A 19,739-nucleotide genomic window follows, 5' to 3' on the forward strand; every position below is an offset into this window, starting at 1 on the left:
GCGCCCCCCCCTGCGGTATTGATGCCCTCACACAGCGTTCCCACCGCGCGGCGCGGGCGCCCCCCCCCGTCCCCCGGGTGGCCGTGGCCCCCTACGTCATCGCCCCCGGCCGCCTCCCCGACCGCATCGCCCACGGCGCCGAGGCCGCGGGCGCGGACCTCCTGGCCCCCGTCCTGGGCCCCGCCCCGGAACTGGCCCGCCTCCTGCTGACCCGCTACGACGAGGCCCGTACGGCGTCCCCGGCCCTGCTCACGGCCTGAGAGGCCGTGCGGGTCAGCCGCGGTGGAGCTGCTGAATCTTCGCCTGGTGGCTGCTGGTGAAGTCCGGGTCCGTATAGATGTGGATCTTGCTGATGAGGTGGCCCCGGAACGTAAAAACGTTGCAGAACAGACCCCTGGAGATTTCCCCGTCGGGCCATGTGTGGCCGTCGCGAGTGGTACCCCATTCGCGGCCTTCGACGATCACGCGATCCCCACTCGTCATGATGTCCAGGCCGTCTATGTCATGTTCGAGGTATTCGAGATCGAGCCGTCGAGCCAACTCGGCAATAGCGTCCTTGCCGTGCCCAAAGCCGAACTTGGGGAAGTAGATCTCAATGTCATCGGTGCTGATATCGGAGATGCTCGGGTCTCCCCGGTCCACTCGCCTGAAGTACTCCCGGACGGTCTCATATCGCTGAGCCAGCGCTTCATCGTTCATGTTCTCGCTCAATGCCGTGCTCTTCCCTTCATCCATGACGATCGTGCCCAGACGGCCTACCAGGGCACTTCTCCGTTTTCGTCCTGGAAGGTTCCGGTCGGGCCGTCCGCGTCGAGAGTCGCCAACCGCACGACGACCCTGGCGCTCTCCTCCGGCGCCCTTCCGATTCCGAATGCCGCGGTCAGGTCGGTCGCGGTGGTGCCGGGCTCGACCGCGTTGAACTTGATGCCCGGCTGGGACTTGGCGTACTGGACCGTCAGCATGGTGGCCGCGGACTTGGAGGCGGAGTAGAGCGCCAACGGCAAGGTGAACTCCGGCCGGTCCGGATTGGTCACTGCCCAGAACGACCCGGCGCTGCTCGAAACGGTGACCACGGTTGGGTTCGAGGATTTGCGCAGCAGCGGAAGCGCCGCCTCCGTGACGCGCACGATGCCCATCGCGTTGGTGTCGAAGGCCCGGAGAGCCGTGGGACCGTCGAGGACTCCGGCCCCCAGGATGCCCGCGTTGTTCACCAGGACGTCGAGTCGGCCCTCGGCCGAGTCGATCGTCGCCAGTGCCTTGCTCACCGATGCGTCGTCGGTCACGTCGAGTCGCACGAATCGTGCGCCAAGGGCTGCCGCCGCCTTCTCGCCTCGCTCGACATCACGTGCGCCGATGTAGACAACGTGGCCCAGCGCCAGAAGCTGTTTGGCCGTCTCGAAGCCGATTCCCTTGTTGGCCCCGGTGATCAGTGTGATGGTCATGCGTATCCTCTCGAATGTGGCCCGAGTGGGCCGTTGGTCAGCCGGTCAGCTGCCGGAGAAGTTCGTCGGCGTCGTGCAGGGCGGTCATGTGCACGAACCGCCCGTCGCGGACCTGATAGATGGCGTACTCGACGATCTCGAAGGAGGCTCCGGTGGGGGCCACGCCGAGCCACTCCTTCACCGGAGTGCCCGTGTTGACCAGGCGCGCGGCCAGACGGTCACCGTCGAAGACCAGTTCCTTGAGCTCCCAGTGGAGGTCCGGAACCGCGTCCACGTCCTTCTTCTGAACCGTGATGAGGTCGTCTCGGGTGGCCGGCTCACCGTTCAGGGTGGTCCGGTCGTTGATGAACTCGTCCATGCCGTCGAACTTGTGGGCGTTGAGCTCATCGAGGTAGCGCAGGTAGAACGCGCGCAGATCACTGTCGGACATGAGGGGACCCCTCTCAGATCTGGTTGGGCCCGCCGTCGGCGTACAGGCTCGATTTTGTAGCGATCGCTGCAGAAGTCAAACGTTAGCACTTCCGCAGCGATCGCTACAGAAGAGGTAGGCTGCGGGGGTGGAGACGAAACAGAACGGCCCCATCGGCCGACCGCGAGGATTCGACGCCGACGAAGCTCTCGAGCGCGCCATGCTGGTCTTCTGGAAGCACGGCTACGAGGGGGCCAGCACGGCCAACCTGACGAACGCGATGGGCATCTCCACCACCAGCATGTACGCGGCCTTCGGCAACAAGGAGAAGCTGTTCCGCAAGGCCCTGGAGCGCTACACCGAAGGCCCGAGCGCATACCTGGTCCAAGCCATGGAGGAGCCGACCGCCCTCGGCGTCGCCACCGCGATCCTGGCCGGCACCGTTCGAACCACCACCCGCCCGGCCAGTCCCCACGGATGCCTGGGCGTCCAGGGCGCCCTGACCGTCAGCGACTCCGGACAGGAAGTCCGTGACCTCCTCGTCGACTGGCGCAACAACGGCTACGCCCTCATCCGGGAGCGGTTCCAGCGAGCCGTCGACGACGGCGACCTGCCCGCGGAGACCGATGCGGGGCTACTGGCCCGCTACATCACCACCCTCGCCTACGGCATCGCCGTACAAGCCGCGAGCGGTCTCGGCCGCGATGAACTCCAGGAGATGGCCGACGCCGCCCTGCGCGGCTGGCCACTCTCCTGAGCTCGTTCCTCCTGCCGTGTTCGGGCAGTTCGTCGCACACCGTGCGGCCACCGGTCACGGGAGCAGCAGCAGCTTCCCGGTGGTCGTACGCGACTCGATGTCCGCGTGGGCCCTCGCCGCCTCCGCCAGCGGGTACCGACCGCCGATCCGGACGACCAGTTCGCCCCTCTCGACGAGCGCGAACAACTCGGCCGCGCGCGCCGCGAGTTCCTCGGGGGTGCGGACATGGTCCTCGGTCACGGCGTAGGTGAGGCGGGTGCTGCGGGGGATGTCGTTCATCGCGATGGTCGGCACGTCGCCGATCAGCGGCCCGTAGAACACCAGCGTGCCGTGCGTGCGCAGCACCTGCAGCGATGCGGCGAACGTGGTCGCGCCCGCACCGTCGAAGACCACATGCACCCCCTCGCCGCCGGTCAGCTCGCGCACCGGCTCGAGGAACGCGTCACCGGAGGAGACCAGGACGTGGTCGGCGCCCGCGTCGGCGGCGAACCTGACCTTCTCCGGTCGCGACACCAGGCCGATCACGGTGCCGCCGCGGGCCTTGATGATCTGGGTGAGCATCATCCCGACCCCGCCGGCGGCCGCGTGCACGAGCGCGACGTCCCCCGGGCGCACCGGGTGGGACACGGTGGCGAAGTGGTGCGCGGACAGGCCCTGCACGAGCAAGGCCGCGGCCGTCTCGTCGTCGACGGCGTCGGGCACCGGGACGACACCGCTCGCCGGGAGCACGATCTGCTCGGCGTAGCCGCCGAGGTTGTTGACCGTCAACCACGCGACACGGTCACCCGGGGCGAACCCGTGCACACCCTCGCCCGTCTCCGCCACCACACCCGCGCCCTCCGCGCCCGGCACCTCGGCCATGGCCTGCCTGCGGATGGCGGTGTCGAAGAAGTTCACACCCGCCACGCGGACGTCCACCAGGACTTCCCCCGGGCCCGGACGAGGCGCCGGCCGCTCCCGCAGCCGCAGCACTTCCGGTCCCCCTGCTTCGTTGATGACTATCGCTCTCATGCGGCCGAAGGTATGTGCCAAAAAATGTACCCACAAGTACACTTTGGCCGGTGACGGTCATGAGGAAAGGCGCCGCGACCCGCCTGCGCATCGTCGAAGCCGCCGCGGCCGAGATCCGGGAACGCGGCACGAACGCCACCACGCTCGACGACGTATGCCGACGCAGCGCCACCGGCAAAGGGCAGATGTTCTATTACTTCCCGGAAGGCCGGGAACAGCTTCTGCTCGCGGTTGCCGAACTTGAAGCCGAGCGAGTATTCGAGGACCAGCAGCCGTACCTGAACGAACTCACCTCGCGCGCGGCCTGGGAGGCGTGGCGCGACCTCATCGTCGAGCGCTACCGCGACCAGGGGCTGTACTGCCCGCTCGGGGTACTGATCGCCGACGTGGGCCGGTACAGCCCGGCCGCGCAGGCCGTGTCGGCGCAACTGGTGCGGCGGTGGCAGGAGTGCGTCCGAGCCGGTATCGAGGCCACCCAAGCGGCCGGCGAGGCCAACCCGGCACTCGACGCCCACCGCACGGCCGCGGCGGTGATCGCCACCATCCAAGGCGGCGTCACCGTCCTGCTCTCCACCGGCTCCGCGGAACATCTGGAGGCCGGGCTGAACCTCTGCCTCGACCACCTGCTGTCGTAGCCCAGGGCGCTCAAGCGGCCTCGGCGCGATCGAAAGTGGCGCCGCCGGACCGGCTGAGCCACACCAGCCTCGCCGTCACGCCGTCCTCACCGCCGCTTCGTGTGAACCATCGAAGAGCCCGCTCCGGTGAGTTGAGGACCATCTGTCCGGTGCCGTCGGCCGTGGTGACGTGGACGGGACCCTCGCCGAAGGCCATCCCCCACGCCGCGACACACCCGTCCTTCAGGCCGGGCCGCACCTCGCACTCCTGGACGACGGCGAAGATTCTGGGCGCGATGGCGAGGACGAGGTCGCAGAGTTCCTTGTCGAAGAGTTCTGGGGAGTGCGGTGTCTCCATCTGGGCCTCCACGGGCGCAGTAGGCTTCGGCTGCCGCTCACCGCTGCGTGATGAGCGCATCACGTAAAGTACGCCACAAAGTTGTGGTCGCCACAACTTTGTGGCGGGCATTGGGGGCCGACAGAGCTACAGAACGAACGCCTGTCGGATTGTCGAGAAGTCGGAGGCGACGGGCATGGCGGTGCGAAGTCAACCCACGGCACGCCAAGCGCGGTTGGGGATCGAACTGCGCAAGATGCGTGAAGCGGCGGGCTTGACCGCCCGAGAAGCAGCCGAGCGGGTCGGAACAACCTCGGCCCAGATGAGTCATGTGGAGTCGGGTCGGGCGGGCGTCAGCGAGGAGCGGCTGCGCGGCATGGCGACTCATTACGCCTGCCTCGACGAGGCACTGATCGACGAGTTGGTCGCCATGGTCGCGGAACGCGACAAGGGGTGGTGGGAGGAGTTCCGGGGAACCCTCGCGCACGCGGCCCTGGACCTCGCCGAACTGGAACATCGATCTCGCCGTTTGCGCACCTTCCAGGGTGTCTACATCCCTGGGCTTCTCCAAGTGGAGAACTACACGCGTGCTCTCATGGCCTACGGGGTTCCCAAGCCGTCAACACGCCAATTGGACGCGCTGGTCGCGTTCCGTATGCGACGGCGGGAGGTCCTCGACAGCGGCTCGCCTCCCACGTATGAAGCGGTCGTTCATGAAGCCGCTCTGCGGACACTCGTCGCCGACCGGGAGGTCGCACGACAACAACTTGCCTTCATGCTTGAACAAGGCGAGCGCCCCGGGGTCACCGTACGGGTTGTCCCGTTCGACGCGGAAGGATTCGGCGGCGCCGGGACGCCCGTGCTCTACGCGTACGGCTCTGTACCGAGGCTGGACACCGTACACATCGATGTGCCGCACGGACCTATCCTGCTGGATGCGGAGTCGCAGCTCGCGCGGTATCGCGTATTTCTCGACAGGGCCCTGACGTTCTCCTTGTCGGCGGAAAAATCTCAGGACTTCATCCACACCATCTTGCGGCAATTGTGAAGGGCAGGATCATGGAAAAGCCGATGACATGGCGGAAGTCGTCGTTCTCCGGGCCCGGCGAGACCAACGACTGCGTTGAACTCGCCGCGGCGGGCGGTGAGATACGGATTCGGGAAAGCGACGCCCCCGCCGACATCCTCACCACCACACCGGGCCGACTCAGAACCTTCATACGCGCCGTCAAGGCGGGGGCGCTGGACCACCTCGGGCGGTAGCCACGAGGGGCGGTGGGGCCCTGGCCCTTCCTCCCCGCCCGTTCACCGTACGTTCCGCAGACCGCCCTCCGTGTGTGTCGGCCCGGCCCCCGGGCGGCGCTGGACTGCCGGGCATGCGCAACGAACAGAGCACCGTCCGCCGAGGCCTGGGCACCCGGATGGGGGCCGCACTGGGGGCCGCCGTCGTACTGGCGGCCATCCATCCGTCGGCTCAGGCGGCACCGGATACCGGATCCTGGACAACGGAGGCGGTGGCCCCGGGAGTGCAGGTACGGACCGGGGTTCTCCGGGACGCGGACGCCAAGCCGAGCTGGACGGTCACCGTGCAGGGGCCCGGTGCCGCGCCGCTGGGCGACCGGTCCTGGGCGGACGTCACGGCGGGGCGGCTGCGCGACGCCGGGTTCGAGCCGCGGGTCGAGCGGGTGGCGTGGCCCGCCTACGCGGACACCCCTCGCGGCACCATGGGGTGGCGGGTGCGGATGGGCTCGTACGGCACCTCCGGTGAGGCGCAGGGCGCACGCGAGAAGGTCGCAGCGGCCGGGTTCACGGCGGTGGCGGAGTGGACCGGCTACGACGGGCAGCGGCCCGCCGACCGGGAGAGCGTGCATGTGTCGGTGATCGACCCGGCCCGGTTCACCGGCAGCGTGGCGGCCACGCACGACCTCAGCGTGGCGGATCGCGAGACGACCTCTTCGGCCGCCGCGAAGCGCCACTCCCTGGTCGCCGTCAACGGTGGCTTCTTCGTCACCTCCGACGCCGACGGCGTCCAGGGCACGATGGCCGGAATCGCCGCGTACGACGGCGAGTTGGAGTCGATGGCCGCCGGTTCGCGGGCCGCGCTGATCCTCGCGGACGGCGGTCGGCACGCCCGGATCGCCGACCTGACCAGCACGGTCACCGCGCGGGCGGGCTCGTCCACGTATGCGGTGCAGGGCATCAACCGGGTGCCCGGCAAGGTGCGCAACTGCGGCCGCCCCGGGGCCACTCCCACCGAGCTGCCCCGGCAGGACCTGACCTGCTCCGAGGCCGACGACCTCGTGAAGTTCACCCCGAGGTTCCGCGCCGCGCTGCCCACCGGGCCGGGGACCCAGGTGGTGCTCGACGCCGACGGCCGGGTGGTCTCCACCGGCCCGCGCGGCGGCACGGTCCCGGCCGGGGGCTCCGTGCTCCAGGGCATCGGCGCCGCGTCCGACTGGCTGACGGCCCACGCCCGGCAGGGCGAGCGGATCGCGCTGGAGGAGGTCGTCCGGGACACCGCCGGCCGCCGGGTCCGGCTCGACTCCGACGACAGCATCGTCAGCGCCGCCCCCACCCTGGTGAAGGACGGCCGCATCGCCATCGACGCCGCCACCGAGGGCACCCTCGACCCGAAGAACCTCTCCTTCGGCTACGCCTGGTCGAACGTCCGGCAGCCCCGCACGATGGCCGGGCTCGACAAGCAGGGCCGGCTCATCCTGGCCACGGTTGACGGCCGGCAGCCCGGCGTCAGCGAGGGCTTCACCCTGGAGGAGGCCGCCCGCTTCATGCGCTCCCTGGGCGCCGTCCAGGCCCTCAACCTGGACGGCGGCGGCTCCACCGCCATGGCCGTGAACGGCAGGCTCGCCAACGTCACCTCCGACGCGACGGGCGAACGCGCGGTGGGCGACACGGTCCAGGTACTGCCGTAGCGGGACGCGCTCGTCATCGTTGAGTGTTCGACTCACTCCCGTGGGTGATATTCACCCGTTCTGGCCGTCACCTCACGGCTCGGGCTGGAAGCGTCGGCAGTCGTCAGAGCTGCGTGCCATGCTGGAGCCAAGGAACACACGAGGAGGCGGTGGTGGCGATCATGAGCGTCGCTGAGACGCGAGTCGACGATCACGAAGGCCCCTGGACGGTCGAGGACGTCCTTGCACTCCCGGAGCATCCGGCACGCGCCCGCTTCGAACTCGTGGACGGTGTCCTCATGATGTCCCCTGCCCCCGACTGGGACCACCAGACCGTGTCTTCCGAATTGCACAGTCAGATCAAGGCCGCTCTGGCCCGGTCCGGCGCACGGTTCCGCTCCGGCGAGGCGGTCAACGTAACGGGAGAATCGAGACTGTTCATCCCCGATATCGCTGTCGTCGACCGCGCCGCCGTTCCGCGCGGCACACTGGCCGCGCCCCTCGACGCGGCCCTGCTTCTGGGTGAAATCGTGTCGCCGTTCAACCGAGCCGCCGACCGCATCCTCAAGCCGGCGCTCTACGCTCAAGCGAAGGTGCCCGCCTATTGGCGGGTCGAGATGGAACCAGATCTGTGCGTGGTGGTGCACGAGCTGGACGGAGGCACCTACCGCGAGGCTGCCACCATCACGGGCAAGGCATCCGTCGACGTCGCCGGAGAATTCACCGTTGACCTGGATCTCGACGTCGTGCGCCGCGAGCTGGAGGGCTGACGCCCGAGCCTAGCCCTCCGGGTAGAAGACGAAGAGTGTGCAGCCCGTGGTGGTCCGGGGGATGTGGGAGGAGCCGGCGGGGGCGTGGATGAAGGTGCCGGCGGGGTAGTCGTGGGCGCCGTCGTTGAAGGTGCCGGAGACCACGAACACCTCCTCGGGGCCCGGTTCATGGACGTCCAGGCCCTCCCATGAGGTGCCGGGGTCCATCTCCAGGACATGCGCCTTCGCGCCGTTGTCACCGGTCCACAGGGGGCGCAGGCGGATGCCCGGGAAGAGCTCCTTCACCGGGGCGTTCTCGACCGCCGCCGATGTGTATCCGTCTGTGAGATTCATGCCGCTCAGCGTGGCATTGGGTAGGCGACCACCAAAGGGCGCAGCCGGTTGGTCTCGCCACCCGGCTGCGCCCCTGGGACCGATCACTTCACCCGTCGGATCGCCCGTGGGGGCCTTACTCGACGACCTTCAGCAGCTTGTTCGGCGTGCCGTCGCCCGGGTTGGAGATCTTGTCGGCGGTGGCGCCGTCCGTGAGGGCCTTCGACACGTCGGCCGGCTTGGCGTCCTGGTGGCCGCCGAGGTAGACGGCGGCGGCGCCCACGACGTGCGGGGTGGCCATCGACGTACCGGAGATGGTGTTGGTGGCGTCGTCGCCGGTGTTCCAGTCGGAGGTGATGTCCGAGCCGGGAGCGTAGATGTCCACCACGTCGCCGTAGTTGGAGAAGTCGGACTGCTCGTCCTTGTCGGTGCTGGAGGCGACCGTGATCGCGTCCTTCACCCGGGCGGGAGAGCTCTGGCTGGCGTCGGCGGACTCGTTGCCCGCCGCCACACCGAAGGTGACACCGGAGTCGATGGCCTTCTGCACGGCCGCGTCGAGGGCCTCGTCGGGGGTGCCGCCCAGGCTCATGTTGGCGACGGACGGGCCCTCGTGGTTCTCGGTGACCCAGTCGATGCCCGCGACGACCTGCTCGGTGGTGCCGGAGCCCTGGTCGTCCAGCACGCGCACCGCGACGATCTTGGCCTTCTTGGCGACGCCGTGCTCGGCACCGGCGATGGTGCCGGCCACGTGGGTGCCGTGGCCGTTGCCGTCGTCGGCGCTGTCGTCGTTGTCGACCGCGTCGAAGCCGGATGTGGCGCGGCCCTCGAAGTCCTTGTGGCTGGTGCGGACACCGGTGTCGATGACGTACGCGGTGGCGCCCTCACCCGCGTTGTCGGGGTAGGTGTACTTCTTGTCGCCCTGGGTGTCTTCCTGGTCGATCCGGTCCAGGCCCCACGACGGCGGGTTCTCCTGGGTGCCCTTGATGGTGTAGCGGTGGTTCTGGACCACCTTGGCGACCGACGGGTCGGCGGCCAGCCGCTTGGCCTCGGTGTCGGACAGCCCGCCGGCCGAGAAGCCGTTGATGGCGGAGTCGTAGCTGCGGCGCAGCTTGCCGCCGTACTGCTCGGCGAGGTCCTTGCCCTCCGAGGCGGCCTTGATGCTCTTGCCGCCCTTGAGCATGACGATGTAGCTGCCGTCGACGGCGTTCTTCGCCTGGGTGCCGTAGACGGTGCCCTCGGCGGGCTGGGCGGTGGTGGCGCCGGCCGGGACGGCCACGAAGACACCGGCGGTGACGGCGGTCGCGGCGGCTATGGCCAGACCGAGTCGACGCGCGTTGCGCTGCTTGTGAACTGCCATGACGAGGGTTCCTCCTCGTGCGGTTGTGGGGGGAATCCGCACCCCGGATCGCGTCCGATCCCTCAAGTGCGGCAGATCCGGAGCGTGTTGGGGTCACTCCGGTTCTGACAAAACCCTGACTGATGGGTACGGGTCAATTCAAGATCCCCACGAATGTGTGACATAGGCAACGTTCTGCGCTTCGACCGCGCCCCGACTCGAAGTCAACGCCCTTTGTGTGTAGGGGACCCGCATCAGGGAGGGTAGGGCTGTCCCCCCTTCTGCGGTTGGAGGGAACCACCGGACGGTTCACCGGTCAGCAGGATGGGTCGGCCCGACGCCACGGCCTAGCGTCGTCAACGAGTGGCGGGGACAGTCCGCCACCAGGGCATAAGGGGATGTCGTGGCGGACACAGGCCGCTTGGAGAGGCCGCGCGGGATAGCGGCACGCGCGGGCAGTTGGAGCGCCCGTCACCGGTGGGCGGCGGTCGGGGGCTGGGTGCTGCTGGTCATCCTCGCCCTGGCCGTCGGCTCGATGACGGGCCGGGTCGATGTGTCGGAGAGCGAGCAGGTTCCGGGCGAGGCCGGGCGCGTCTCGAAGATTCTCGACGAGGCGGGCATTGACGACGCGGCCGGGGAAACCGTACTGATCCAGGCGAAGGGCGGCGGGCTCACCGCGAGCGACCCGGCCTTCCGCAAGGCGGTCGACGGGGTGATGGCCGAGGTACGGGCCACCGGCCAGGTGACCGCCCTCCGCTCCCCGTACGACACCAAGAGCATCTCCGCCGACCGGCGCTCCGCACTGGTGCAGTTCGAGATGCGCGGCGACGCGGAGAAGGCGGCCGACCACATCCAGCCGGTCCTGGACGCGGTGGACAAGGCGCAGAACGGCCACCAGGACCTGCGGATCGAGGAGTTCGGCGACGCCAGCGGCCAGAAGGCGTTCGACGACGCGTTCGGCGACGACTTCACCCAGGCCGAGTACTCCGCGCTGCCGGTGGCCCTCGGCATCCTGCTGATCGTCTTCGGCGCGCTGGTGGCCGCCCTGCTGCCGGTGGCCCTCGCGATGACCGCGTTCCTGGCCACCACCGGTCTGGTGGCGATGGTCAGCCACTGGGTGCACATGAGCGACACCGCCAACTCCGTGATGCTGCTGGTGGGGCTGGCCGTCGGCGTCGACTACTGCCTGTTCTACCTGCGCCGGGAGCGCGAGGAGCGCGCCGCCGGACGGGACGCGCAGACCGCGCTGCGGGTGGCGGCGGCCACCTCCGGCCGCGCCATCCTGGTCTCCGGCGTCACGGTGATCGTGGCGATGGCGGGCATGCTCTTCACCGGTATCGCGGAGTTCAAGGCGATGGGGCTCGCCACGCTGATGGTGGTGGCGGTGGCGATGGTCGGCTCGGTGACGGTGCTGCCCGCGCTGCTCTCGCTGCTCGGTGAGCGGGTGGAGAAGGGCCGGCTGCCGTTCCTGGGCCGTGCCAAGCGGCGCGGCGGCACCGAGAGCCGCATCTGGCGCGCCGTCCTCGGCCCGGTGCTGCGCCGCCCCAAGCTGTCGCTGGCCCTCGCCGGTGGCGCGCTGATCGCGCTGGCCGTCCCCGCCGTGGGGATGAACACCGCGAACCTCACCATGGACCAGGAGTTCGGCGACCGGCTGCCGGTCGTGAACGCGTACAACCACATCGACGAGGCGTTCCCGGGCGGATCCGACCCGGCCAGGGTCGTGGTGAAGGCGGACGACATCGACGCGGCGCCGGTGCGCGACGCCCTCGCCCGCTTCCGTACCGAGGCCGTGGCGAAGGGCGCCTCCAAGGGCCCGGTCGAGGTGACCGTCCACCACCGGCAGAACCTGGCCGTGGTGGAGGTCCCGCTGATCGGCGGCTCCGACGAGGGCAAGGCCGAGAAGAGCCTGGACGTGCTGCGGAACGAGGTGCGCCCGGCGACCCTCGGCACGGTGGACGGGGTGGACGCCCCCATCGGCGGCTCGACCGCCTCCTCCAAGGACTTCAACGACAAGCTCGGCTCGGCCGTCGCCCCGGTCTTCGCCTTCGTGGTGGTCTTCGCCTTCCTGCTGATGCTGATGTCCTTCCGGTCGCTCACCATCGCCGTGACCTCCATCGTGCTCAACCTGCTGTCGGTGGGCGCCGCGTACGGCATCCTCACCGCGGTCTTCCAGCACGGCTGGGGCGCGGGGCTGGTCGGCGCGGAGGGCGTGGGCGCGATCGTGTCCTGGCTGCCGCTGTTCCTCTTCGTGATCCTGTTCGGGCTGAGCATGGACTACCACGTCTTCGTGGTCTCCCGGATCCGCGAGGCGCGCCTGGCGGGCCGCACCACCAAGGACGCGGTGGTGCACGGTGTGGTGACGACGGCGGGCGTGGTCACCAGCGCCGCCGTCATCATGGTCGCGGTCTTCTCCATCTTCGGCACGCTGTCGATGCAGTCCATGAAGCAGATGGGCGTGGGCCTCGCGGCCGCGGTCCTCATCGACGCCACCGTCATCCGCGGGGTGCTCCTCCCGGCCGTGATGTCGCTGCTGGGCGAGCGCAACTGGTATCTGCCGAAGTGGCTGGGGTGGCTCCCGGACCTCGCCCACGACGAGCCCGCCCCGGCCCAGCGGCCGACCGTCCTGGTGGGCGCTTCCCCGAGGCCGGACGCGGACGAACGGCCCCGGCACGCGAGGGTCTGACGACCACGTCCCGCACATCCTGACAGCCGTCAACCGGTCACATGGCCTCCGGGCCGTGTGACCGGTTCGGCGTTTCGGGGTGGGGGCGTCGGGTGCGGTGGGGTGGTGGGATGCGGTGCGGTGCGGTGCGAAAAGGCGTTGCGGAGTGTCCCGGCCGGTCCCTACGGTGCGGGGATACGGCGGAGATCCGCATACGCGTCCTTTCGCGTACGCGCGCACGGGAGGAGTACACCGATGGGCGGAAGTCCCGGCATCGGCGTGTTCACCCGCATCACTCGTGGCTGTGCCCGGGTGGCGTGTGCGCGCGCCCTTCCTATGCCTGCCCGCCGCCCGCGGCGCGGCCCCGGTGCCCTGGCCGGCCCGGACGCGCCCGGTGTCTCTCCGAGTCTGTGAACGGTTCGCCGTCGAGGTGGCTCTCCACCTGAGCGGCTGACCCGCCGGACTTCCCATCGCTCTCTCACCGTGAGCTGATCTCACCCATCCACGCGCCCTCGGCCAGGGCCCCCGCCAGTCCAGGAATCACTCGTTCCGGGACGGGCGGCAGGGCCCGTTCCGCGCTGCTGCCGCCCGCCCGGCTCCGAAAGGACCGTGGCCGTGGCCCGCAATCGACACCATCCCCATGCCCCGCGCGGTGGCGAACCGCGCCGTAACACCGAACCGCCCCGCGCCGAACCGCCCCGCGCCAAAGCGCCCCGCACCGAAGCGCCCCGCGCGAAACCGCGCCGTACCGAACGCGACCGCGCGAGGCGGGCGTACGGGCAGAACTTCCTCGTCGACCCGGGCGCCGTCGCCCGTGTCGTACGCGCCGCCCGCCCCGGGCCCGGCGATCTCCTGGTGGAGGTCGGCGCGGGCAAAGGGGCGCTCACCGAGGCGCTGGCCCCGCGCTGCCGTGAGCTGATCAGCTATGAGATCGACCGGCATCTGATCCCGGGGCTGCGGGAGCGGCTCGCCCGCTGCCCGCGGGTCCGGGTCGTACACCAGGACTTCCTCCAGGCGGCGCCGCCACGCGAGCCGTTCGCCCTGGTCGGCAACGTGCCCTACGCCCGCACCGCCGAGATCGTGGCCTGGGCGCTGCGGGCGGTGCCCCGGCTGACCTCGGCGACGCTGCTCACCCAGGCGGAGTACGCCCGTAAGCGCACCGGGGACTACGGCCGCTGGTCCCTGCTGACCGTACGGTCGTGGCCGGAGGTCGAGTGGCGGCTGTGCGGGCGGGTGGCGCGTACCGCCTTCCGGCCGGTGCCCGCGGTCGACGGCGGGATCCTGCGGCTGACCCGGCGGCCGCGGCCGCTGCTCACCGACCCGGCGGCCCGGTCCGCCTACGCGGACTTGGTCGAGCTCGGCTTCACCGGGGTCGGCGGCTCGCTCCACGCGTCACTGCGCCGGGTCTGCCCCGCCCGCGCGCTCGACCGGGCGTTCCGGGCGGCCGGGCTGGGGCGGGACGTCGTAGTGGCGTATGTGACGCCGGAGCAGTGGCTGGTACTCGCTCAGGAGCTGACCGAGGTGGTGGCCGGAATGCGTTCTTCGGCCGTTTCGAAGGAGTTGATGGTGCGGGTGAAGTCCCGGGTCGACAACAGCAACTTGTAGATGATGGCCAGCTCGAAGACGAGCAGCAGCACACCCGATACGACGGTCGTCGCCACCACCGCGTCGACGGCCGGACCGATGATGAACACGCCCATCTGGAACTCGATGCCGCTGATGAGATGAGCGCGGACGCGGTGGCGCTGCAGGAAGTTCCGGCACCGGACCCACCACGGGAAGCGGCGCCGGAACTCCTGGTGCAGATCGACGACGGCGGGGCGGCGCACGGCGGGTGCCGGGGCGGCCGTGGACTCCAGGGTGGCCGTGGCCTCCACGGGCCTCGTGGTCTCCAGGGGCGCCGTGGACTCCAGGGCCGCCGTGGACTCCAGGGCCGCCGTGGACTCCAGGGCCGCCATCGGCTCCAGCGGAGCAGCGGGCTCCAAGGGAGCCACCGTGTCGCGGTCCGTCTCCAGGTCGGCCTCGGGGTTCTCCCGCAGCAGGTCCTCCATGAAGGCCAGCTCGGCCTGGTTCTCGGCCTTGCGGGCCGCCCGCATCCGGGCCTTGATCTGCTTGCGCATCCCGTGCCGGATCTTGAAGATCTCCAGCGAGTCGATGTAGCGCAGCGCGTCCAGGGAGGCGACGGCCAGCGCCAGCCACAGATACAGGACGTCATCCGTGCGCGCGTACTGACCGCCCATCAGGGCGACCGCGCAGACCAGCACCCGGATCCGGTCGAAGACGAAGTCCAGCCACGCCCCGAAGACCGAGCCGGTGCCGGTCAGCCGGGCCAGCTTGCCGTCCATGCAGTCGAAGATGAAGCTCACGTGGTAGAGCACGGCCCCGAGCAGCAGCCATCTCCAGTCGCCCTGAGCGAAGCACGCGGCGGAGCCGAGGCCCACCAGGAACGCACCCCAGGTGAGCTGGTTGGGGGTGGCCCGGGTGTACTTGGCGATCCAGCGGACCAGCGGTGTGGCCACCGGATCCACGAGCATGACGGTCCACCACGCGTCTCGCTTCTTCTCAGTGATCCGGCGGACCTCGGCGAGCGGCGGTATGTCTCGGGGCATGGTCAATCTTTCTGGCGTTAGACACGAGTTCACCTGAAGGTAAGAAGTCGTTAAGAGAAGAGACAAGATCGGGCAAGGGCAACCTTTGCCAGGGGGTAACGGTCTGCTTGGAGGACCGGGTCTATGGCAGGACCAGGTGCGCCGGCGGCGCAGCGGGTCCTACCGCTGGTAGCGGGCGAGCACCAGGTTCCCGTCGTCGACGAGCCGCTCGCGCAGCTCCCCCATTCCGATCGCCCCGCTGTAGTACTCCTGCAGCGCCGGAGTGGCCACCTTGTCCTTCCACTCCGGGTAGCCGCGCACCGTCTGCGCGGGCGCCGGGCGCAGCTGTCCGGCCAGGGCGGTGCCGGTGGCCCAGCCGTGGCGGCGGGTGCGCAGAGCGGGGTCCCGCAGCGCGGTCCGGCCCGTGGGGAGCATCCAGTCGCCCCGGGCGAGCCGCACCATGTGCGGCGGGCGCAGGAAGAAGTCGATGAAGCGGGCCGCCTCCCGCTGGTACGGGCTGTCGGCGGCGATGGACAGCGTCTGCGGGCTGACCCCCTGCCGCTGGTCGCCACCGGGCCCGGCCGGGGACGGCAGTACGGTCCAGGCGAACCCCTTGGGCGCCTGCTGCACGATCTGCTGGCGGTAGGAGAAGCCGAGCGGCACCATCGCGTACTTCCCGCCGAAGAAGCCGGGGAGGGTGTCGGAGCCGCCCATGCCGAGGGTGGTCCGCGCGGCGGTGCGGTCGCCGCCCAGCTGGTCGTGGATGACGCGGGGCACCCGCTGGTCGGCGGCGTCGAACCGGACGGTGACCTTGCCGTCCGCGCCCCGGCCCCGGTGGAAGATCTTGCCGCCGGTGGAGAGCGAGAGGTTGAGGGTCGCGGAGACCGGCTCCTTGAGCGGCCAGGCCACGCCGTACGCCCCGTCCCGGGTCAGCGCTTCGGCCGCGTCCTCGAACTCGGCCCAGCTCCAGGGCCGTTCGGCGGTGGGGATCCGCACCCGGGCCCGCTCCAGCAGCGCGCGGTTGGCGATGAGCACGCGCGGCTCCTGAAGGAACGGCACACCGTGGACGCCGCCGCCGAAGGTGGCGGTCTGCCAGGTACGGGGCGGGATCTCGTCCTTGAGCCGCCGGGGCAGCAGGTCGGTGAGATCGGCGAGATAGCCGCCGTAGGCGAAGTCGGCGAGGTCGTCGGTGGCGTCATGGATGATGTCGGGTGCCTCACCGCCCTCGAAGGAGGTGAGCAGCTGGTCGTGGACGCCGTCCCAGCTGCCCTGGACATACTCGACCCGGATGTCGGGATGGGCCACGTTCCACTCCCCCACCAGCTGCTTGTTGGCCGCCACCGATTCCTGCTGCCAGGCCAGGGACTGGAAGCGCAGAGTGATCCGGCCGCCGGTCGCCCGCCGCCGCTCCGGCGCGCAGCCGGACAGCAGCGCCCCGGTGGCGGACGCGGCCAGCAGCGTTCGGCGGCGCATCAGTGCTTCACCGCCCCGGCCAGGGTGCCGCTGGTGATCCGGCGCTGGATGAGCGCGAACAGCACGAGCGAGGGCAGCGTCGCCAGCAGTGAGGCGGCGGCGAGCGGGCCGAGATCGGCGACACCCTCGGTTCCGATGAAGTGGGTGAGGATGATCGGCATCGTCTGTTTCCGCGGGGACTTGAGCAGGACGAGCGCGAAGAAGAACTCATTCCAGGCGGTGATGAACGCGAAGAGGGCGGTGGCCACGATGCCCGGGGTCAGCAGCGGCATGGTGACGGAGATCAACACCCGCAGTCTGCCCGCCCCGTCCACGGCCGCGGCCTCCTCCAACTCGCGCGGTACGGCCCGTGCGTACCCGGCCAGCATCCACAGGGCGAACGGCAGGGACCACACCACGTACACCATGATCAACCCGGCGAGGGAGTCGATCAGGCGGACCTCCTTGAGTACCAGGAACAGCGGGATGATCACCAGGACAAAGGGGAACGCCTGGCTGACCACGATCCAGCCGGTGGCCGCCCGGGACAGCGCGGAGCGGTGGTGGCGGGCCATCACATAGGCCATCGGGGTGGCGATGACGACGGTGATGACCGCGGCGGCGAGGGAGGCGATCAGGCTGTTGCCCGCGGACCGCAGCAGCGGCTGCTCCTCGAACGCCTGGCGGAAGTTGTCGAGGGTGGGGTGGTCGGGGATCCAGCCCGGATGGAGGCTCGCCAGCTCGCGCGGCGGCTTGAACGCGGTGGAGACCAGCCACAGCAGGGGGAAGGCGAGGAAGACCAGATAGCCGAGGAGGGCGAGGTACTGGCCGGTGCGCGCCGCGCGGCGCCGGGCGGTGAGGCGGGTGCTCATGCGTCGTCGTCCCCCTTCAGCCGGGCCACGAGATGGACGGCCAGCAGGATGGAGACCACCGCCACCAGCACACAGCCCATCGCCGCCGCGTAACCGAACTGGCCGTAGCGGAACGCCTCTTCATAGGCGAAGAGCATCGGCAGCCGGGTGCGGCCGCCGGGCCCGCCGCCCGTCAGGACGTAGACCAGCGCGAAGGAGTTGACGTTCCAGATGAAGCTGAGCGCGCTGATGGCGAGGGCGATGGGCCTGATGGCGGGCCAGGTGACGGCGCGGAAGCGGCGCCACGCACCGGCGCCGTCCATGGCCGCGGCCTCATGCAGTTCGCGCGGCACATTCGAGAGCCCGGCCAGCAGGGTGACCGTGACCTGCGGAAGCCGTGCCCAGATACCGACCACGACGACGGCGGGCAGGGCGGTGGACAAGCTGCCGAGCCAGTCGCGGTGGGTGCCCAGCGTTTCGTTGAGCACCCCCGCGTCGGGGTGGTAGACCAGCCGCCACATGATGCCGACCACGACCTCCGGCATCGCCCAGGGGACGATCGCGAGCGCCCGCGACAGCCAGCGGAACCGCAGCTCCTGGTGGAGCAACAGCGCGAGGCCGAGCGCGAGCAGGAACTGCGGTACGGAGACGGCCACCGCCCACACCAGGCCGATCCGGAAGGACTCCCAGAAGAGGGTGTCGCGCAGCAGATCCTGGAAGTTGAGCAGCCCGATCCACTGGGTGGGTTCGGTGCGGCCCGCCTGGGAGTCGGTGAAGGCGAGCGCGATGCCGTAGAGGAGCGGGCCGACGCTGAGGAGGAGGATCGGGATCAGCGCGGGCAGAACCAGGAACCACGCCCGGTGACCACTCGCCGCGCGGCCCTGGCCCTTGCCGGGGGCGCCGGACGGGGGTGGGGCGGAGCCCTGGTCCGAGCGCGCCGAGGCGGCGGTCACGGGTATCACGGCAGGGCCCCCTTCGGACGCGGTGGGAGGGCGGTCCGGTGGGAGAGCCCACGTCATCGTGCGGAGGGCGGGCGGTGCGGTCAAGAGCTGCGGTCGGCCGGTTCACCTGCGGCGCCTGATGCGAGACTTGAGCGCCGACGAGGAGAAGAGGCATGGCGGTGGCGGAAGTCGCGTTCACGGAGGAGCGGGCACGGGCGGTGCTCTCGGCCGCGCTGCCGCCCTACCGGGCCGGTACGGCGGAGGCCCGGCTACTGGCCCTCGGTGAGAACGCCGTCTTCGCCGTCGACAGCCTCTCCCTGGTGGTCCGGATCAGCCGCGACCTGGAGGTGTGGGACCGGGCCGCCCGAGAGCTGAGGATCGCCGACTGGCTCGCCCGAGAGGGTCTGCCCGCGGTCCGCCCCGACCGGCGCTTCGGCTCCGAGCAGCCGCTTCCGTTCGCCAACCATCTCGTCACGTACTGGCAGCGGCTTCCCGACCCGGTACGCCCCGCCGGGGCGCGCGATCTCGCGGAGCTGCTGCGGATGGTGCACGCCCTGCCCGACCCGCCCGGCGACCCGGCGCCGCTTCCGCTGCCGCGCCGCGATCTGCTGGGCGGGGTCGAGCGCTGGCTGCGGCTGGCCGGGGACGCGATCGACCCGGCGGACGCGGCGTATTTGCGTGCCCGCCGGGACGACTTCGCGTCCGCCGTCGAGGAGCTGACCCCGCGCCTCACCCCCGGCCCGATCCACGGCGACGCGCTGCCGCGCAATGTGCACATCGGCCCGGACGGCCCGGTACTGGTGGACCTGGAGACCTTCTCGCACGATCTGCGCGAGCACGATCTGGTGGTGATGGCCCTGTCCCGGGACCGCTATGGGCTGGGCGCGGCGGAGTACGACGCGTTCGTGGCGGAGTACGGCTGGGACGTCCGCGAGTGGCCCGGCTGCGCGGTGCTGCGGGGGGCGCGCGAGACCGCCAGCTGCGCCTGGGTCTCCCAGCACGCCCCGGGCAACCCGGCGGCCCGCGCCGAGTTCACCCGCCGCATCGCCTCCCTGCGCGAGGGCGACACGGCGGTGCGCTGGCACACGTTCTGAACGAACGACTCCGCATCAGGGCCCACCACGCGGCGGAGCCGCATAGCGAGGCTTTCCCCTCCCCGCCCCTTCCCGATACCCGGGGCTCCGCCCCTGGACCCCGGCATCCGGGGCGGAGCCCTGCCACACGGCGGAGCCGCTTATCGATGCTGCGGGAAGGGGCGAAGCCCGGTCCGAGGTCTGTGCCGGAGCCCCCGCCCGAGGTCTCGGCCGAAGCCCCCGCCCGGGGCCTGGGCCGAAGCCCCAGTCAGGAG

The 19,739-nt window shown here is 70.3% G+C and carries 20 protein-coding genes and 1 pseudogene; 10 read left to right on the forward strand and 11 right to left on the reverse strand.

Features of this window, described 5'->3' with window-relative positions; translation table 11 throughout:
• Positions 1–260 (forward strand): annotated as a pseudogene (locus tag ACFXB5_RS15665) (sirohydrochlorin chelatase); the annotation flags it as partial.
• Between the two features lie 13 nt (positions 261–273).
• Here the strand turns inward: ACFXB5_RS15665 and ACFXB5_RS15670 are convergent.
• The 3 genes from ACFXB5_RS15670 to ACFXB5_RS15680 are packed head-to-tail and all read right to left on the reverse strand — an operon-like array spanning position 274 to position 1,872.
• On the reverse strand, positions 274–699 hold the full coding sequence (locus ACFXB5_RS15670; RefSeq protein ID WP_385207565.1) for a nuclear transport factor 2 family protein: 426 nt from the start codon (positions 697–699) through the stop codon (positions 274–276).
• A gap of 56 nt (positions 700–755) precedes the next feature.
• A complete protein-coding gene (locus tag ACFXB5_RS15675) occupies positions 756–1,442 on the reverse strand; it encodes an SDR family NAD(P)-dependent oxidoreductase (RefSeq protein ID WP_385207568.1) in 687 nt (228 codons plus the stop codon).
• Between the two features lie 37 nt (positions 1,443–1,479).
• Complete coding sequence (locus ACFXB5_RS15680; RefSeq protein ID WP_385207571.1) at positions 1,480–1,872, reverse strand: ester cyclase; 393 nt, start codon at positions 1,870–1,872, stop codon at positions 1,480–1,482.
• A gap of 127 nt (positions 1,873–1,999) precedes the next feature.
• Here ACFXB5_RS15680 and ACFXB5_RS15685 point away from each other — a divergent pair, with 127 nt between their 5' ends.
• A complete protein-coding gene (locus tag ACFXB5_RS15685; RefSeq protein ID WP_385207573.1) occupies positions 2,000–2,608 on the forward strand; it encodes a TetR/AcrR family transcriptional regulator in 609 nt (202 codons plus the stop codon).
• A 54-nt stretch (positions 2,609–2,662) separates the two neighbouring features.
• Here ACFXB5_RS15685 and ACFXB5_RS15690 read toward each other — a convergent pair whose 3' ends face one another.
• Entirely contained in the window at positions 2,663–3,619 is a 957-nt protein-coding gene (locus ACFXB5_RS15690) for a quinone oxidoreductase family protein (protein WP_385207576.1), read from the reverse strand.
• Positions 3,620–3,678: 59 nt separating this feature from the next.
• Between ACFXB5_RS15690 and ACFXB5_RS15695 the strand changes: the two genes are divergently transcribed.
• Entirely contained in the window at positions 3,679–4,254 is a 576-nt protein-coding gene (locus ACFXB5_RS15695) for a TetR/AcrR family transcriptional regulator (RefSeq protein WP_385207625.1), read from the forward strand.
• Positions 4,255–4,264: 10 nt separating this feature from the next.
• On the opposite strand, the gene ACFXB5_RS15700 is transcribed toward ACFXB5_RS15695, so the two are convergent.
• Complete coding sequence (locus ACFXB5_RS15700; protein WP_385207579.1) at positions 4,265–4,591, reverse strand: hypothetical protein; 327 nt, start codon at positions 4,589–4,591, stop codon at positions 4,265–4,267.
• A gap of 175 nt (positions 4,592–4,766) precedes the next feature.
• Between ACFXB5_RS15700 and ACFXB5_RS15705 the strand changes: the two genes are divergently transcribed.
• From ACFXB5_RS15705 to ACFXB5_RS15720, 4 genes are all read left to right on the forward strand, one after another.
• The gene (locus ACFXB5_RS15705) at positions 4,767–5,618 is read left to right on the forward strand and encodes a helix-turn-helix domain-containing protein (protein WP_385207582.1); all 852 of its coding nucleotides are present in this window, start codon (positions 4,767–4,769) and stop codon (positions 5,616–5,618) included.
• 23 nt (positions 5,619–5,641) lie between these two features.
• Positions 5,642–5,833 (forward strand): DUF397 domain-containing protein, encoded by a 192-nt coding sequence (locus ACFXB5_RS15710; protein ID WP_385207585.1) that lies wholly within the window; start codon positions 5,642–5,644, stop codon positions 5,831–5,833.
• 113 nt (positions 5,834–5,946) lie between these two features.
• Entirely contained in the window at positions 5,947–7,500 is a 1,554-nt protein-coding gene (locus tag ACFXB5_RS15715; protein WP_385207587.1) for a phosphodiester glycosidase family protein, read from the forward strand.
• Between the two features lie 161 nt (positions 7,501–7,661).
• Positions 7,662–8,249 (forward strand): Uma2 family endonuclease, encoded by a 588-nt coding sequence (locus ACFXB5_RS15720; RefSeq protein ID WP_037949494.1) that lies wholly within the window; start codon positions 7,662–7,664, stop codon positions 8,247–8,249.
• A gap of 9 nt (positions 8,250–8,258) precedes the next feature.
• On the opposite strand, the gene ACFXB5_RS15725 is transcribed toward ACFXB5_RS15720, so the two are convergent.
• Both ACFXB5_RS15725 and ACFXB5_RS15730 read right to left on the reverse strand, forming a co-directional pair.
• Positions 8,259–8,582 carry a cupin domain-containing protein gene (locus ACFXB5_RS15725; RefSeq protein ID WP_201852885.1) on the reverse strand — a complete coding sequence of 108 codons (324 nt, stop codon included), beginning with the start codon at positions 8,580–8,582 and terminating at the stop codon, positions 8,259–8,261.
• 115 nt (positions 8,583–8,697) lie between these two features.
• On the reverse strand, positions 8,698–9,918 hold the full coding sequence (locus tag ACFXB5_RS15730) for a S8 family peptidase (protein ID WP_385207591.1): 1,221 nt from the start codon (positions 9,916–9,918) through the stop codon (positions 8,698–8,700).
• Positions 9,919–10,300: 382 nt separating this feature from the next.
• On the opposite strand from ACFXB5_RS15730, the gene ACFXB5_RS15735 reads away from it, so the two are divergent.
• Positions 10,301–12,580, forward strand: coding sequence for an MMPL family transporter (locus ACFXB5_RS15735; protein ID WP_385207594.1), 2,280 nt, complete (start codon positions 10,301–10,303; stop codon positions 12,578–12,580).
• Between the two features lie 594 nt (positions 12,581–13,174).
• Positions 13,175–14,164 carry an ErmE/ErmH/ErmO/ErmR family 23S rRNA (adenine(2058)-N(6))-methyltransferase gene (gene erm / locus ACFXB5_RS15740; RefSeq protein ID WP_385207597.1) on the forward strand — a complete coding sequence of 330 codons (990 nt, stop codon included), beginning with the start codon at positions 13,175–13,177 and terminating at the stop codon, positions 14,162–14,164.
• Here the strand turns inward: erm and ACFXB5_RS15745 are convergent.
• From ACFXB5_RS15745 to ACFXB5_RS15760, 4 genes are all read right to left on the reverse strand, one after another.
• Positions 14,065–15,168: a CDP-alcohol phosphatidyltransferase family protein gene (locus tag ACFXB5_RS15745; protein ID WP_385207600.1), complete on the reverse strand. Its 1,104-nt coding sequence runs from the start codon at positions 15,166–15,168 to the stop codon at positions 14,065–14,067. The genes erm and ACFXB5_RS15745 overlap by 100 nt on opposite strands.
• A 159-nt stretch (positions 15,169–15,327) precedes the next feature.
• A complete protein-coding gene (locus tag ACFXB5_RS15750; protein ID WP_385207602.1) occupies positions 15,328–16,620 on the reverse strand; it encodes an ABC transporter substrate-binding protein in 1,293 nt (430 codons plus the stop codon).
• Positions 16,620–17,471, reverse strand: a complete 852-nt coding sequence (locus ACFXB5_RS15755; RefSeq protein ID WP_385207605.1) for a carbohydrate ABC transporter permease — start codon at positions 17,469–17,471, stop codon at positions 16,620–16,622. Before ACFXB5_RS15755 ends, ACFXB5_RS15750 begins: the two co-directional genes overlap by 1 nt.
• Positions 17,468–18,412, reverse strand: coding sequence for a carbohydrate ABC transporter permease (locus ACFXB5_RS15760; protein WP_385207608.1), 945 nt, complete (start codon positions 18,410–18,412; stop codon positions 17,468–17,470). Before ACFXB5_RS15760 ends, ACFXB5_RS15755 begins: the two co-directional genes overlap by 4 nt.
• A 152-nt stretch (positions 18,413–18,564) precedes the next feature.
• Here ACFXB5_RS15760 and ACFXB5_RS15765 point away from each other — a divergent pair, with 152 nt between their 5' ends.
• Positions 18,565–19,485: a phosphotransferase enzyme family protein gene (locus ACFXB5_RS15765; RefSeq protein ID WP_385207611.1), complete on the forward strand. Its 921-nt coding sequence runs from the start codon at positions 18,565–18,567 to the stop codon at positions 19,483–19,485.
• The last annotated feature ends 254 nt before the right edge of the window (positions 19,486–19,739 follow it).

The organism is Streptomyces sp. NPDC059455 (assembly GCF_042750115.1).
GTDB classification, from domain to species: Bacteria; Actinomycetota; Actinomycetes; order Streptomycetales; family Streptomycetaceae; genus Streptomyces; species Streptomyces endocoffeicus.

What these genes read in the sequence shown, in the direction of transcription:
- ACFXB5_RS15670 (WP_385207565.1), bottom strand. Translation starts at nt 699, where the DNA reads ATGAACGATGAAGCGCTGGCTCAGCGATATGAGACCGTCCGGGAGTAC.
- ACFXB5_RS15675 (WP_385207568.1), bottom strand. Translation starts at nt 1,442, where the DNA reads ATGACCATCACACTGATCACCGGGGCCAACAAGGGAATCGGCTTCGAG.
- ACFXB5_RS15680 (WP_385207571.1), bottom strand. Translation starts at nt 1,872, where the DNA reads ATGTCCGACAGTGATCTGCGCGCGTTCTACCTGCGCTACCTCGATGAG.
- ACFXB5_RS15690 (WP_385207576.1), bottom strand. Translation starts at nt 3,619, where the DNA reads ATGAGAGCGATAGTCATCAACGAAGCAGGGGGACCGGAAGTGCTGCGG.
- ACFXB5_RS15695 (WP_385207625.1), top strand. Translation starts at nt 3,679, where the DNA reads ATGAGGAAAGGCGCCGCGACCCGCCTGCGCATCGTCGAAGCCGCCGCG.
- ACFXB5_RS15700 (WP_385207579.1), bottom strand. Translation starts at nt 4,591, where the DNA reads ATGGAGACACCGCACTCCCCAGAACTCTTCGACAAGGAACTCTGCGAC.
- ACFXB5_RS15705 (WP_385207582.1), top strand. Translation starts at nt 4,767, where the DNA reads ATGGCGGTGCGAAGTCAACCCACGGCACGCCAAGCGCGGTTGGGGATC.
- ACFXB5_RS15710 (WP_385207585.1), top strand. Translation starts at nt 5,642, where the DNA reads ATGACATGGCGGAAGTCGTCGTTCTCCGGGCCCGGCGAGACCAACGAC.
- ACFXB5_RS15715 (WP_385207587.1), top strand. Translation starts at nt 5,947, where the DNA reads ATGCGCAACGAACAGAGCACCGTCCGCCGAGGCCTGGGCACCCGGATG.
- ACFXB5_RS15720 (WP_037949494.1), top strand. Translation starts at nt 7,662, where the DNA reads ATGAGCGTCGCTGAGACGCGAGTCGACGATCACGAAGGCCCCTGGACG.
- ACFXB5_RS15725 (WP_201852885.1), bottom strand. Translation starts at nt 8,582, where the DNA reads ATGAATCTCACAGACGGATACACATCGGCGGCGGTCGAGAACGCCCCG.
- ACFXB5_RS15730 (WP_385207591.1), bottom strand. Translation starts at nt 9,918, where the DNA reads ATGGCAGTTCACAAGCAGCGCAACGCGCGTCGACTCGGTCTGGCCATA.
- ACFXB5_RS15745 (WP_385207600.1), bottom strand. Translation starts at nt 15,168, where the DNA reads ATGCCCCGAGACATACCGCCGCTCGCCGAGGTCCGCCGGATCACTGAG.
- ACFXB5_RS15750 (WP_385207602.1), bottom strand. Translation starts at nt 16,620, where the DNA reads ATGCGCCGCCGAACGCTGCTGGCCGCGTCCGCCACCGGGGCGCTGCTG.
- ACFXB5_RS15755 (WP_385207605.1), bottom strand. Translation starts at nt 17,471, where the DNA reads ATGAGCACCCGCCTCACCGCCCGGCGCCGCGCGGCGCGCACCGGCCAG.
- ACFXB5_RS15765 (WP_385207611.1), top strand. Translation starts at nt 18,565, where the DNA reads ATGGCGGTGGCGGAAGTCGCGTTCACGGAGGAGCGGGCACGGGCGGTG.